A 14,283-nucleotide genomic window follows, 5' to 3' on the forward strand; every position below is an offset into this window, starting at 1 on the left:
GTTCCATCGTGAATAGTCATTGAAATCATTGCCATGGCATCCGTTCCTCCCATGCGGCATCAAAACCCGCACACTGCGCCGCCACCGCCAGGTAATCGCCATAGGCCTCGGCCAGCAGCACGCCCGGCACCTCGGCCGGCACTACGGCGTGCTGGCGCCGGGGGCCGGACAGGCGCTCGAAGCGCAGGCTTTTCAAGGCGGCGGGCAGTTTTTTCTCCGGCAGCACATTGCCCGAGAAATCGATCGCGACGCGCAGGTCGGCGGCGCCAAAGTCCTTGTAGTAACTGTCGCACAGGCCGCCGTCGTCGGCCGGTGTGCGCTGGTATCCGAGCTTGCCGAACGCCGCGTGCAATGCATGGGCATCGCTGACCCAGCCCAGACGGTCGCTGATGGCCACGCCGCCGAGCAAGGCCGCATCGGGTGACGAACGCTGCAATTGTTCGAACAGCGGCGTGATCTTGTAGTCGATGAGGTGCCGCTGCCAGTCGCCGATCTGCGGCCCGCTCAAGATGGCGGCATGGGCCAGGCGCAAGGCGCTGCCTGGCGCCAGCACCAGCTCCGCGTCATCCGCGCCGATCAGGCTGCCATCTTCCGTGGGACGCAGCAGTTGCAGCGGCACGCCGCCATCATCCTGCGCCTGCCATACCAGCCGCTGCGCCAGGCGCCCGACGACGGGATGGCCAAGCAGATGGCGCTGCCACTCTTCCAGCGGCCAGACGCGGCCCGTGCACATGGCGCAGTACAGCCGCGCCGCCTGCGTCTCGGCCACCTGCCTGACCTCTTTCCTGCAAGCGGCCAGCGCCTGCCTGGCTTCCTGGACGAGGCGCTCGTCATCACCCAGGCATGCTGCGGGCAAGGTCTTGATTTCGCCACCATCGGCACGCTGCAGCACGGGCTTCAAGGCAGGGTCCAGCGTGGCATAAAACCGCCGTCCGCCGTAGTCGAGTTCGAGCCGGCCCGCAGCATCGAGGCCGGCCATGGCTACCGTGCGATCGGCCAGTTGCTCTTCGCTCCAGCCCCGCCGTTGCGCGATCTGTCCGACCAGCTCACGCGCCCTGCCTTGCACGCCAGCGTTGCGGTAACGGTGCGCCACGCCCAGCAGGAACTGGATCACGGCCGGATCATCGCCGCCGGCCAGGGCTTCCAGCATGGCCTCGATCTGCGCGCGGCTTGCATGGGAATCGCGCATATACGCCTGCAGCAGGCTGACCGCTTCGCTGCCGGGCGCATGGGCGGCCAGCGCCAGCATGCCTTTCTCGCCGATCGCACTGCCGCGGCGCTCGTCATGGGCGATAAACGTGCGCAGCACCATGCCGCCGAGCGCCGCCCGGCTGGCAGGCGCCAGCAAACACAGGTAACGCGCCAGCAAGCCATTGCCGCCCGGCTGCTTCAATTGACAGGCCAGCACCAGCCACCAACGCACGATATCCGCCTCGACAGCCTGGCCATCGCGCCATGCGCAGGCTGGCAGCATCGAGAACGGGAACCACGAAAGGCCAGCCGGCGCCTTGCCGCGCAATCCCTCCCGCGCCTGCGCCAGCAGCAGCCGGGGCGACAGACGCGGCGACAGGTCTTCACCCAGCGTTTCCAGCGCCGCCATCAGCACCGCGCCGACAGTCGCGCGGCTTTCCCGTTCCAGCGCCTGATACAGCGACGGCACGGCCGCGCGGCAGCCAAGTTCCGCCAGCCAGCGCGCGGCGATGCTGCGCACTTCCTGCTTGCCGGAATCCAGATTGTCGCTCACCTGCTGGCCGATACCGGGCACCCTGGCCAGCAAGCGCTGGGCGCTGAGGCGATAGGTCTTGCCCTCGCCCAGCGCCAGCTCCATCAGGCGCGGACGCCAGCGCACGGGTAGCGCGGGGAACAATTCGAGCAGCTCCAGGGTCCATGCCAGTTCCAGCGTGATATCGCCACGCGCCACCGACAGGCCCAGGGCCTGCTCGACCAGTGCCGGCTGTTCGAAAAACAGGGGCCATATGGCGTCGGCCGGCAGCATGTGCTGCGCCTGCGGCGGGCCGTGCCAGCCGGGCGCCAGCCAGGCCAGCGCCACGAGGTCGGGCATCGCGCCGGCGTCGCGCAACAGCGCATCGATGGTGCGCAGATCGACACTTGCCGGGTCCTGGCGCGCCAGCCAGACCTGGAATGGCTGATCATTCCACAGCGAGAAGCGCTGCTCGCGCAGCGGGCCATACCACAGCGCCAGCTGACGCAGGCCGAAATCGGCAAGGTCAAACAGCCGTCCGTGCAGGCAAATCGTGTCGCGCATGGCTTCGTCGTGCAACAGCAGCCGGTCCGCCGCATCGCCCTGCCCATTCAAGGCGCGGAGCACTCCACGCAAGCTGGCTTCTCCGCAAGCCAGTTGCTGCTGCTCGCGGCGCTGCCAGTAGTCATTCTGCCCATGCTGGCGACGATTCTCCGCTTCTTCCTTGCGCGCGGCGGCATCGCACTCCTTGAGCAGTTCGTCATGGTTTTTCAGCAGGATCCGCAGCGCCTCCTCGCCCAGCACCGTATGGGGCGCCTGCGGCGCAGGCGGCGGCGCATCCGTGGCAGCGGGCGGCCCGTCCATGCGCGCCAGCGCAGCGGCGATCGCCTGCCTGGCGGCCTTGCCAGACTCCAGCGGCAGCGCCCGTTCGAGCAGCGCCCGTTTGAGCAGCGCCGGCGTGGCATCAGTACCCAGCAGTTCAGCCGCGCGCGCACGCTCATCGAGCTTGCCGTTCAGGAGCCAGTGCCCGAGCAAGGCCAGCTGCCGCTCCCCGGCCATCGCGCTGACAAACGGCGCGGCCGCCGCGCGCACGGCCTTGCTGCCGTCGACGGCCAAACGCACCAGCACATCGTCAAAAACACCCGCCAGCCTGGGGGCACTGCCCAGGCGGGCGGCCAGCATACGCCGCCCCTGCGCCGACAGGCGTAGCGCCAGCGCGCGTACCTGCTCCGGCCGCTCCTGCATGTAGTCATCGAGCGCGCCCGGCGCCAACAGGCGCCGCAGGCAGCCTTCCAGCTGATGCTCGGCGATCCGCCTGCGCTCAAACACCAGTTCCAGCGCAGGGCCGGGGGACAGGCCGTCCGCTTCCAGCAGGCGTGCCACCAGTCGCACATCCCAGGCGGGACGGTTGTCGGCCGTGGCTTCGTCGCGCGTCTGGCTGCGGGTGGCGAACAGGGCGTCGTTGACCAGGTAATGCAGCCAGTCGGGTACATCTGCGCCCGTCGGTGCGAACGACAGGCCATGGTCGGCCGCCTCCAGCACCTTGCCCAGCCTGACCAGGCATGCCGGCGACAGCGCGCCGGCATCGGGCGCCGCATACAATGCGTCGCGCGCGACCAGGCCTGCGCGAGCCTGCTGCGCGTCCCCGTCGCTGGTGCCGGTGGCGAAAAAACTGTGGCTCAGGCGGCCCGGATGGCCAAGCACGGCAGCAGTGCGCGCACCACCTTGCCGCAGTTTCTGCAACGTGGCCGAGTGCTCACCGCCAAGGACAAAGGCGCAGCTATCCTGCCACAGCATCCTGTCGATGTTGGCGAGTCCCTTCAATCCCCGTTCCAGGGCCGCCCGGCCTGCACCAGGCACATGCTTTCCCGTGTCGTTCATGCGCATCCCCGATCTTGCCCTAGATCACAAGTTGCTGATTGTATATTCTTATCCTCCTGATAGCATGTACGTTTGGATTGCGATCAACAAAAAAAAAGCGCTCCCGCAGGAGCGCCATCGCCACGACAGCGGCCGGCCTTATGCCGGCGTATCCTGCAGCCGGTAGATGCTGGAGAAATCGAGCCCGCCCGATCCTGCCTTGCTGTGCATGTCATACAGCGTGCGCGCCAGCGCGCCCAGGGGTACGCTGGCGCCCGAGGCCTCGGCGCTTTCCATGGCCAGGCCCAGGTCTTTCAGCATCAAATCGACGCCGAAGCCGCCTGTGTAGCCGCGCGACGCGGGCACGTTCTCGGCCACGCCGGGGCACGGGTTGTACACCTCCAGGGTCCAGTTGCGGCCCGAGCTTTTCGCCATCACGTCCGACACCACTTTCGGATCGAGGCCATTGGCCACGCCCAGGCGGATCGCTTCGCTGGTGCCGATCATGAGTATCCCCAGCAGCATGTTGTTGCAGATCTTGACCGTCTGCCCGCAGCCGGAGCCGCCCGCATGGAAGATCGCCTTGCCCATGACGTCCAGGTAGGGCCGCGCCGCCGCCAGCGCCGATTCTTCGCCGCCCACCATGAACGTCAGGGTGCCGTTGGTGGCGCCCGCCGTGCCGCCCGAGACGGGCGCGTCCAGCATGGGCATGCCCATTTCCTCGGCCGCGCGGCCCACCTGGCGCGCCGCCTCGGTGGAAATCGTCGAACAGTCGATCAGCAGGGTGCCGGGCCGCGCCTGCGCCAGGATGCCGGAGTCCCCCAAAGGGTTACACAAATAAGCACCCAGCACGTGGCGGCTGGCCGGCAGCATGGTGATGACGATGTCGGCCTGGCCTATCGCCGCCGCCTGGTCGTCGGAGACCAGGCCGCCGCCGTCGGCAAACTGGCGCACGCTGGCCGGCAGCAAGTCGAAACCCGTGACCGCATGGCCGGCACGCACCAGATTTTGCGCCATGGGCAGCCCCATGTTCCCCAGGCCGATAAAAACGATATTGGTACTCATCGCCGCCTCCTTATTTCATCGCAATGGTGGTATTGACGCCGCTGCCGCCATCGTCCGGGGCGAACCAGCGCGCCGTAACGGTCTTGGTCTGCGTCCAGAAGTACAAGGCTTGCTTGCCGTTCGGGCCCAGATCGCCCAGTTTCGACGCGCGCGAGCCCGTAAAGCTGAAATAGGCGACGGGCACGGGGATGGCCACGTTGATGCCCACCTGCCCCACGTCGATCTCGTTCTGGAACTTGCGCCCCGCCCAGCCGGACGAGGTGAAGATCGAGGTGCCGTTGCCGTTCGGGTTGGCGTTGATGAAGGCGATGGCCTGGTCCAGGGTGTCCGTCTCGACCACGCACATGGCGGGGCCGAAGATTTCCTGCGTGTAGACGGAATTCGACGCGGCCACCTGCGAGAAAATCGTCGGCCCCATGAAATTGCCGCCCTCATAGCCGACCACCTTGTGGCCGCGGCCGTCGAGCAGCAGCTGCGCGCCTTCATCCACGCCCGCCTGGATCAGCTTTTCCGCCCGTTGCATGGCGGCCTTGGAGACCATCGGACCCAGGTCGGCCGTGCGGTCGCTGCCCGGCCCCACTTTCAGCGCTTGCGAGCGGGCGACGATTTCCGGCAGCCAGGAGCGCGCCTCGCCCACCAGCACGACGACGGAATTGGCCATGCAGCGCTGGCCGGCCGCGCCGAACGCGGCGCCGATCAGGTTATTGATCGCCTGCTCCTTGTTGGCGTCGGCCAGCACCACGCAATGGTTTTTCGCGCCCATCATCGATTGCGCGCGCTTGCCTGATTCGCTGGCGCGGCGGTACACATGCGTGCCAACGTGGGTGGAACCGATGAAGGAGACGGCCTTGATGTCCGGATGGTCGCACAGCATGTTGACGACGTCCGCGCCGCCATGCACGACGTTCAGCACGCCCGCCGGCAAGCCCGCCTGGTACATCAGATCCACCAGGTACATGCTCGAAGACGGGTCCTGCTCCGACGGTTTCAGCACAAACGTATTGCCGCAGGCGATGGCAATCGGGAACATGAAGCACGGCAGCATGACGGGGAAATTGAACGCCGTGATGCCGGCGCCCACGCCCAGCGGCTGATAGATATTGTAGACATCGACGCCCGTGGCCGCGTTTTCCGCGATTTCGCCCAGCTGCAGGGTGGCGATCGAGCACGCATGCTCCACCACTTCCAGGCCGCGCATCACTTCCCCTTCCGCATCGGGCAGGGTCTTGCCATGTTCGCGCGTGATCAGTTCGGCCAGGGCGCCGATATTGTCGCGGATCAAATGCTGGTACTTGAGCATGATGCGCATGCGCGCCGCCAGCGGGGTGTTGCGCCACGTTTTAAAGGCTTCCTTGGCCGTGGCGACGGCCAGATTGACTTCATCGGGCGTGGAAAACGGCACCCTGGCGACGATTTCCTGCGTGGCCGGGTTGACGACGTCGCGCCATTCCGTGCTGGTCGATGCGTGATGCTTGCCGGCGATGTGCAGGGGGATGGCGGGGACCGGGGTGACTGCGTGGGTGAGGGCTTGGTTCATGGTTCGAGACTCCGTGGTTATTTTTTAACGAGATTGCACGCCGCCCCATCCATCGGCTTGAACGCCTGGTCGGCGGGGATGGTCGACAGCACTTTCAGGTAGTCCCACGCGCCCTTCGATTCGGCCGGGGTCTTGACCTGCACCAGGTACATATCGTGGATGACGCGGCCGTCGGGGCGGATCGAGGCGTTATTCATGACGGCATCCTTGATGGGCAGCTCGCGCATTTTCTGGGCGACGATCTTCGAGTCGTCGCTTTTCGCGGCCGCCACCGATTTCAGGTAGTGGTAGACGCTCGAATACACGCCCGCCTGCACCATGGTCGGCTTGGCGCCCTTGTTGAGCGCTTCGAAGCGCTTGGCGAACGCGCGGCTGCGGTCATCGTAATCCCAGTAAAAACCGTCCGCGTAGACGAGGCCCTGGGCCGTTTCCAGTCCCAGCGCGTGCACGTCGGACAGGAACACGAGCAAGGCGGCCAGGCGCTGGTCCTTGCCGCTGCCGATGCGGAATTCGCGCGCCTGCTTGATGGCCGAGACGGTGTCCGCCCCGCCGTTGGCCAGGCCGATCACCTGCGCTTTCGACCCTTGCGCCTGCACCAGGAAGGACGAGAAATCGGACGCGTTCAGCGGATGGCGCACGGCGCCCAGCACCGTGCCGCCGTTGCGCTTGACGACTTCGCTGGCGTCTTTTTCCAGCGAATGGCCGAACGCGTAATCGACGGTGACGAAATACCAGGATTTCTGTCCCAGTTTCGTCAGCGCCGCCGCCGTGCCGGCCGCCTGCGAATACGTGTCGAACATCCAGTGGAAGCCGTTCGGCGAGCAATCCTCGTTCGTCAGGCGCCCAGTGGCCGGGCCGCTGAACATGGCGATGCCGCCCTTCTCCTTCATCAGCTTTTGCACGGACAGGGCCACCGAGGAGTTGGTCAGATCGGCGATGGCGTCGACCTTGTCGCGGTCCAGCCATTCGCGCGCCTTCGAGGCGGCAATATCAGCCTTGTTCAGGTGGTCGGCCGAGAGGATTTCGATCTTCATGCCCTTGCATTCGGCTTTCAGGCAATCCTCGACGGCCATCTGGCTGGCGACGACGGAGCCGCGCCCGCCCATGGCCGAATACGGGCCGGACATGTCGGTCAGGATGCCGACCTTGACGACGCCATCGGAAATCTGCGCGTGCGCGCCGGTGAAAGACAGGGAAAGCGCCAGCGCGCCCATGGCCAGAACGGTTTTTTTCATGCGTGTCTCCAGGTGAACGGGTTTTCTTATAGGTATAGATGCATTCTGCATGTGTAAAAATATGCGTTCAAGTGGAATTAATGCATAATTCCTTTGCAAAAATGCACAAAGAGGATAAGCCATGCTCGATTGGGACAATGTACGGGTCTTCCTGGAACTGACGCGCAGCGCGGGACTCGTCGATGCGGCGAAAAAGCTGGGCATCGACCATTCCACCGTGTCGCGGCGCATGCGCAAGTTCGAGGAGCAGGTGGGCACGCAGCTGTTCGACCGCAACTACGTGGGCTACCAGCTGACGCCCGAGGGCCACCGCCTGATGGAATACGCGGAAACCATGGAAAGCACGGTGTTTGCCGCCACCGAGGAGTTGGGCGAACACAACCGATTGCTGTCGGGCCAGGTGCGCCTGGGCGCCACGGAGGGCTTCGGCGCCATCGTGCTGGCGCCCCACCTGGCGCAGTTTTGCGGCCGCTACCCGCACATCAGCGTGGACCTGATCGCCGTGCCCCGTTTCGTCAGCCTGTCCAAGCGCGAGGCGGACGTGGCCATTTCCATCGAGCGGCCCCTGTCCGGCCCGTATGTCGTGACGAAGCTGTCCGACTACCGGCTGAAACTATACGCCACGCCAGGCTACCTGGCGCGCCACGCGCAGATCACCAGCGTGGCGCAGCTGGCGCAGCACCCCATCATCGGCTACGTGGACGACCTGGTCTTCAGTTCGGAGCTGCGCTATATGGACAACGTGGCGCCCGATTCCCTGCGCGCATTCCGCAGCACCAGCGTGATCGCCCAGTACCACGCGGCGCGCGCGGGCCAGGCGCTGGCGATCCTGCCCTGCTTCGTGGCCCAGCAATCGAACGAGCTGGTGCCCGTGCTCGACGGCGAGATCGACCTGCTGCGCGCCTTCTGGATGGTTTCGCCCAGCGAGCGGCGCAACATCGCCCGGGTCAGCGCCCTGTGGAACTACCTGCGCGGCGCCATCGAGCTCAATCATGCCTACCTGATGGGCGAAACGGCCGTGCCCAGCTGGCCAAGCTGAATGCGCGCTACACTGTCGCCACATACTAATAAGGAGAACGCCATGCTGATGGATGCGAACCAGGCCGTACTGGTCATTGTCGACCTGCAAGGCCGTTTGATGCCGGCCATCCACGACGCCGGCCTGGTGCTGGCGCAAAACCTGCGCCTGGCGAAGATTGCCCGCCTGCTCGGCGTGCCCGTGCTGGGCACGGAACAGAACCGCCAGGGGCTGGGGCCGAACGTGGAAGAGATCGCCGCGCTGTGCGAACGCACCTTGCACAAGACGCATTTCGGCGCCTGTGCCGACGGCTTGCAGGCGATCTTGCCGCCCGGACGCAAACAGATCGTCGTCACCGGTTGCGAAGCCCATGTGTGCATGCTGCAGACGGCCATCGGCCTGTTGGAACTCGGGTATGACGTCATCATCGCCATCGATGCCGTCGGCTCGCGCCAGGCCGCCAGCCGCGACGCGGCGCTGGCCCGCCTGGACAAGCTGGGCGCGCACCTGGTGACGGTCGAAATGCTGGCCTTTGAATGGTTGCGCGACTGCAAACATCCGCATTTCCGCGAGGTATTGGCGCTCATCAAATAACACGCAAGGTTTAAGCAGGATCAAACCCATCGGCCATCCATTTGCTAGCTTGGTAACAGCGCCGCCATTGCGAGCGGCGCAACTGTCCAACCGAGCTGGAGAACCATCATGGCCTATATCCTGCGGGGCAAGCTGTGCGGCTTGATCTGTGCCGAGTGTCCGGAACCGCTGTCGCACGTGATCGTGCGCCTGTACCGGCCGCGCGACACGCAAAACGTCACGGCCCTGGCCGTGGCCAGCGCCAAGGAAACCTTCGCCATCCTCACGGACGAGGAAGTGCAGGCGAAAGCCCCCTTCCTGCTGGCCGAGGCGCGCACGGATGACGACGGCAACTACAGTTTTACACTGGAAGGCGATTACCAGGGCGAAGCCGTCGAAGTCGACATCCTGTGCCCCACCGTGCCGCATTTGAAACCGGGGCCGAAAGAGCCCGTGCCGCTGCAATTTTCCATCACCACCCTCCAGCCCCGCTGGCGCCAGGCCGACAACGATTTCGTCGCCGTCTGGGACTATTGCCTGCCGCAACGCTTCTGGTGCCTGGTGCGCGCCCGCTTCGGCGCCTGGACCATCTGCGGCCGCCTGCGCACCTGCGATGCGCCCCACGCGCCGATCGCGGGCGCCACCGTGCGGGCCTTTGACGCGGACTGGCTGCAGGACGATGCGCTGGGCGTTGCCGTCACCGATGCCACGGGGCGCTTCCGCATCGATTACCTGACGTCCGACTTCACGCTGACGCCGTTCTCGCCGTTCATCAACGTGGAATTTGCCAGCGGCCCCGACGTGTATTTCACGGCGCAGCTGGGCAGCGTGACCATCCTGTCGGAAACGCAAGCCAACGGCCGCCAGCCGGGGCGCGAAAACGTGGGCCACTGTTTCTGCGTGGAATTGTGTTCGAAAGATGTCTTGCCGCCCGACGTGGAAGGCGTGCCCCACTGGCAGCAGGTGGAAGTGTTCGACATCCACCCGTTCCCCTCGCTGGCGGGCTTCTCCGCGCAAGGCTATGCGGGCGGCGCCGGCGCCTCGTACGTGTTCGCCGGCGGCGTCACATTGAAAGGCAATTGCCCGCTGCGCAACAGCGCCATCCCCGCCAATCCACTCGAATACCGTTTCCTCATCGGCGAATGGTCCTGGCCCGGCGGCACGGACGACCCGACAGCCATTCCGACGGTGCCGCCCGCCAGCCTGGTGCCGTTGACGCAAGTGCTCGGCACCCTCGTCGGCTATGTGTTTTATACGAATGGACTGGGCCTGGCCGACTCGGCGCAAGTGATCGTCGACGCGGGCGACTTGAAACCGGGCGGCTGGATACGGGTGGACGGCAAGCAAGTCACGGTGGACATGCGCGACGGCACGACGGCCATCGTCATCGTGCAGCAGAATATCTTCCTGCGCACGTTCGACTTGCTCACCGTGAATACGCCCGCCATCACCAGCCTGCATCCGGCCAAGCTGCCGGGCGGCTTGCCCATCCTCGACGCGGGCCGCAGCCTGACGGCGGCCGAAAGCGAACCGATACGCCGCTACCGCATGGGCTTCGAGGTGCGCGATGGAAATACCCTGGCACTGGTGGCCACGGACGGGCTCGACTCCATCGTCTTCGACAATTCGCCCGTCATCGTGGCGCTGGACCTGGAAGAGTTGCGCAGCAATGCCTGCAACCCGATCGCGGGCGGCCTCGTGCATATCCTGTACACGATCGACCACCCGCATTTGCGTTTTTTCACTATCACGATTTCCAACAACAACGGCATCCAGCACCCGCCGCCACCGCTGCCGGCCGCCAGTTTCACGCCACCGCCACCGCCCAGCAATTATCTGTTCCGCGGCGGCGCGGGCGGCCCCCACTTATCGGGCAACAATGGCGGTTTTCCCGTCAACGTGGCGCTGGACCCGCCGTGCGCCTACCGCGTGGCCATCGCGTGGCAGACGCGGCATTACCTGGCGTCCAGCCACGGCATTGACAGGCTGTACTGCAAATAGAACAGGCTTGACTCAGAAATAACGCACCCAGGCCTGTGTTGAGGTGCGTTTGTAATTGGCAAACGCGCGGCAGGGAAAGTACAGCACGGGCATCAGCAGCAAGGCCAGCAGCCATACTTGCCAGATGTGCCCGACGCCATAACGGGCACCGTGATTGGCGCCCAGCACGGCCGTCAGGGTGATGCCGATGATCAAGAGTAAATACAGGTGCAGCAAGTAATAGAACATGGGCGCGCCGCCAAAGGTGGCGCAAGCCCGCGTGAACCCGTTATCGACGCTTTCCAGCCAGGCCAGGCCCAGCAGCCCCAGGCCCAGCGTGAACAGCAAAAAGTCCAGCGACGGCGGATATTTCGTGAAGTTCAGCACGCTCATGGCCGTGCGCACGGCCGTGTCGCCCGCCACCCACGGCAGGGTTTCGCCATACAGATTGAAACCGCGCAGCAGACCCAGCAGCAGCAAACTGGCCGCGCCCAGCGCCAGCAGCCAGCGCCGCCTTGCTTCGGTGGAAAACTCGCGTGCATACAGGGGCCCGGCCGCATAGCCGAGCACGATCACGCCTATCCACGGCAGCAGCGGATAGCTGACCTTGATCCGCATGGCGCCGTCCGCCACCAGGTATCCCCGTTGCAGCAGCACCGTCAGCAGATAATATGCAAAGCTGCCCTCTTGCGCGCGCAAGCCCGTGAGCAGATGCTGGCCCGCGATGATCGCCACGCCCAGCAGCGCCAGCACTTTCAAGGGCAGCTGGTGCAGCACGGCCAGCGCCATCATGGCCAGGCCGATGACCCAGATCACCTGCAGATACAGCACGGCGGGCGGAAACGCGCCGCTCCAGGCAAAATTGACGAACACCAGCTCCAGCACCACCAGCAGCAAGCCCCGCTTGAACAAAAAGCCGCTGGCACTGCGCGGACCGGCGGCCGGATGCGCGTACAGCCAGGCCGACAGGCCCGTCAGGAAAACGAACATCGGCGCGCAGACATGGGCGGCCAGGCGCGTGAAGAACAGGGCCGGATCGACGCTGGCCGCATCCATCGGGTCGCTGACCTGATGGTGTAAAAAGACGGTCTCGCGCACATGGTCGAACAGCATGATCAGCATGACGAGGCCGCGCAGCACGTCGATGACGGCGATGCGGGTGCGCAGGGTGGCGGGAGTAGTCAAGGTCATCGTCATCCCTTAAAAACGGTAATGGGCATTCAGGGTCAGCGTGCGCTCGGCCCCCGGCGCCACCCACAGCTGGCTGTAGGAACTCGCATAGTAGCTGCGGTTGAACAGGTTTTCCAAGTTCAAGGCCAATCGCAGTCTGGCGTTGGGCGCATATGACGCCAGCAACCTGGCCGTCGTGTAGGCCGGCAGGGTAAATTGGCTGCTGACGGCCACGTCGCCCAGGCGCTCGCCCACATACTGCACGCCGCCGCCCACGCTGGCCGTGCCCGTGCCGATGGCGAACTGCTGCGTGGCGATCACGTTGGCGCTGTGGCGCGGCACGTTGGCGAAGCGGCTGCCCGTCACGATCGTATTGTCGCCGCGCGTGACGGTGGCGCTGGTGTAGGCATACGCGCCCGAGACGCGCAAGCCGCGCCCCAGTTCGCCCGACACGTCCAGCTCCAGGCCCCGGCTGCCCACCTCGCCCGCCGCGATGGCGAAGTCCGTGTTGGCGGGATTGGTCGTCAGCACATTGCGCTTGCGGATGTCGTACACAGCCACGGTGCCCGTCAGCTTGCCCGTTTCCAGCTTCGCGCCCAGCTCATACGAACGGCTGCGCTCGGCCGGGAACGCCTGGTTGGCGATGCTGATGCCGCTGTTGGGCCTGAAGCCCTTCGCCGCGCTCGCGTACAGCGACCATGCCTTCGATGGCTGATAGACGAGCCCCGCGCGGGGGCTGGTGGCCGACAGCGACTGGCGACTGCTGACATTCAGGCGATTGTTCGCCACATCCTGCGTGTAGCTATCGTGGCGCACGCCGACCAGCGCCTTCCATTGCGCGCCCAGGTCCAGTTGATCTTGCGCATACAGGCCGCGCGCCCGTTGCCCTTCCTGCGTATCGATGGACAGGGCCAGCGGAGCGGCCTTGCCGCCATACACGGGATTGAAAATGTCGATGGCATAGGCATTCGCGGCCGATGGATTGCGCCGCAACTGCACCCGATGGTCGTCGAAATGATAGGCATCCACGCCGGCCAGCACTTCGTGCGCCAGCGCGCCCGTTTTGAACTTGCCCAGCACCTCGACGCGGGCGGAGACGTCGGTGGCCGAGAAATCGCGGTGGCGGCGCTGGCGGTTCAGGGTGCGGCCATCGGCCAGCAGCTTGTTCGCCTCGGTCGAATAGCCGCGCAATGCACTGTCGCGGTAAGAAACGCCCGCCTGCAGCGTCCAGTCATCGGACAGCGCATGGTGGATAAACAGCTGCTGGCCCAGCGACTTGACCGTCATGGGGCCGTCGCCCGGTTCGCCCAGGAAGCGCGAGACAGGCACGGCTCCCAGCTTGCCGTTCACCGCCACTACGCCCCGGTCGAACGGCGCGCGCTGGCGCACGGCTTCGATCTCGTAGGACACGGTCGTATGCTCGCCCGCCAGCCAGAGAAACGAAGGCGAAAACAGGCTGCGCTCGACCTTCACCGTATCGCGGAAGCTGTGCCCTTCCTCATGCGCGGCGTTCAGGCGGTAGGCGACGGTCTCGCTCAACGGTCCCGTCAAGTCCAGGGCGGCGCGGCGCGTCTGAAAACCGCCCAGCGATACATCGGCGCCGTACTCGGGCGCGAATTTCGGCTTTTTCGTCGTGATGTTCACCGTGCCGCCCGGCTCGCCCCGGCCGTACAGGGCCGACGCGGGGCCTTTGAGCACTTCCACGTTCTGCGTATTGCCGCCGTCGCGCAGGCCGTTGTAGCCGCGGCTGGAACTGAAGCCGTTGACCATGTAGTCGGAGCCGAAATTCGGGTCGCCCGTGAAACCGCGCATGGCGTAGCTGTCCCACAAGCCGCCCAGCGGACTTTGCCTGGCAATGCCGCTGGCCAGGTCCAGCGCGCCCGCCAAAGTCGTCACGCCCGCGTCGCGCAGCAGGTCGCCCGTGAGCACGCGCACGCTTTGCGGCAAGTCCATCAATAAAGCGTCCGTCTTGGTGGCGCCCGTGGCGGACAGGCTACGGTAATGCTGGCGCTCGGCGCTGACAGTGACGACGTCCTGCACAGCGGGTCCGTCCGCCAGTGCCAGCGGACTGGCAGCGGCCAGCAGCAGCGCCATCGGGCGCTGTAAAAAGAGGCACATGGGGATTCCTGAAAGAGAATTAAAT

9 protein-coding genes are annotated in these 14,283 nt (G+C 65.5%); 3 read left to right on the top strand and 6 right to left on the bottom strand.

Annotated elements, in window-relative coordinates; genetic code table 11:
* Positions 1-25 precede the first annotated feature (25 nt).
* The 4 genes from IGS61_RS17000 to IGS61_RS17015 form a co-directional block, all read right to left on the bottom strand.
* Positions 26-3,583 (bottom strand): DUF4132 domain-containing protein, encoded by a 3,558-nt coding sequence (locus tag IGS61_RS17000; RefSeq protein ID WP_230540761.1) that lies wholly within the window; start codon positions 3,581-3,583, stop codon positions 26-28.
* A 138-nt stretch (positions 3,584-3,721) separates the two neighbouring features.
* Positions 3,722-4,627, bottom strand: a complete 906-nt coding sequence (gene mmsB / locus IGS61_RS17005; RefSeq protein WP_230540762.1) for a 3-hydroxyisobutyrate dehydrogenase — start codon at positions 4,625-4,627, stop codon at positions 3,722-3,724.
* Between the two features lie 10 nt (positions 4,628-4,637).
* On the bottom strand, positions 4,638-6,164 hold the full coding sequence (locus IGS61_RS17010; protein ID WP_230540763.1) for a CoA-acylating methylmalonate-semialdehyde dehydrogenase: 1,527 nt from the start codon (positions 6,162-6,164) through the stop codon (positions 4,638-4,640).
* Between the two features lie 17 nt (positions 6,165-6,181).
* Positions 6,182-7,399 carry an ABC transporter substrate-binding protein gene (locus tag IGS61_RS17015; protein WP_230540764.1) on the bottom strand — a complete coding sequence of 406 codons (1,218 nt, stop codon included), beginning with the start codon at positions 7,397-7,399 and terminating at the stop codon, positions 6,182-6,184.
* Between the two features lie 121 nt (positions 7,400-7,520).
* On the opposite strand from IGS61_RS17015, the gene IGS61_RS17020 reads away from it, so the two are divergent.
* From IGS61_RS17020 to IGS61_RS17030, 3 genes are all read left to right on the top strand, one after another.
* Positions 7,521-8,438 carry a LysR family transcriptional regulator gene (locus tag IGS61_RS17020; RefSeq protein ID WP_230540765.1) on the top strand — a complete coding sequence of 306 codons (918 nt, stop codon included), beginning with the start codon at positions 7,521-7,523 and terminating at the stop codon, positions 8,436-8,438.
* Between the two features lie 42 nt (positions 8,439-8,480).
* Entirely contained in the window at positions 8,481-9,011 is a 531-nt protein-coding gene (locus IGS61_RS17025; protein ID WP_230540766.1) for an isochorismatase family protein, read from the top strand.
* A 108-nt stretch (positions 9,012-9,119) separates the two neighbouring features.
* Positions 9,120-10,991, top strand: a complete 1,872-nt coding sequence (locus IGS61_RS17030) for a transthyretin-like family protein (protein WP_230540767.1) — start codon at positions 9,120-9,122, stop codon at positions 10,989-10,991.
* A 12-nt stretch (positions 10,992-11,003) separates the two neighbouring features.
* On the opposite strand, the gene IGS61_RS17035 is transcribed toward IGS61_RS17030, so the two are convergent.
* Entirely contained in the window at positions 11,004-12,167 is a 1,164-nt protein-coding gene (locus IGS61_RS17035) for a DUF1624 domain-containing protein (RefSeq protein WP_230540768.1), read from the bottom strand.
* A gap of 3 nt (positions 12,168-12,170) precedes the next feature.
* Positions 12,171-14,258: a TonB-dependent siderophore receptor gene (locus IGS61_RS17040; RefSeq protein ID WP_230540769.1), complete on the bottom strand. Its 2,088-nt coding sequence runs from the start codon at positions 14,256-14,258 to the stop codon at positions 12,171-12,173.
* Positions 14,259-14,283: the final 25 nt, after the last annotated feature.

It is taken from the genome of Janthinobacterium sp. FW305-129 (assembly GCF_020858115.1).
In the GTDB taxonomy this organism is placed as follows: domain Bacteria; phylum Pseudomonadota; class Gammaproteobacteria; order Burkholderiales; family Burkholderiaceae_D; genus Janthinobacterium.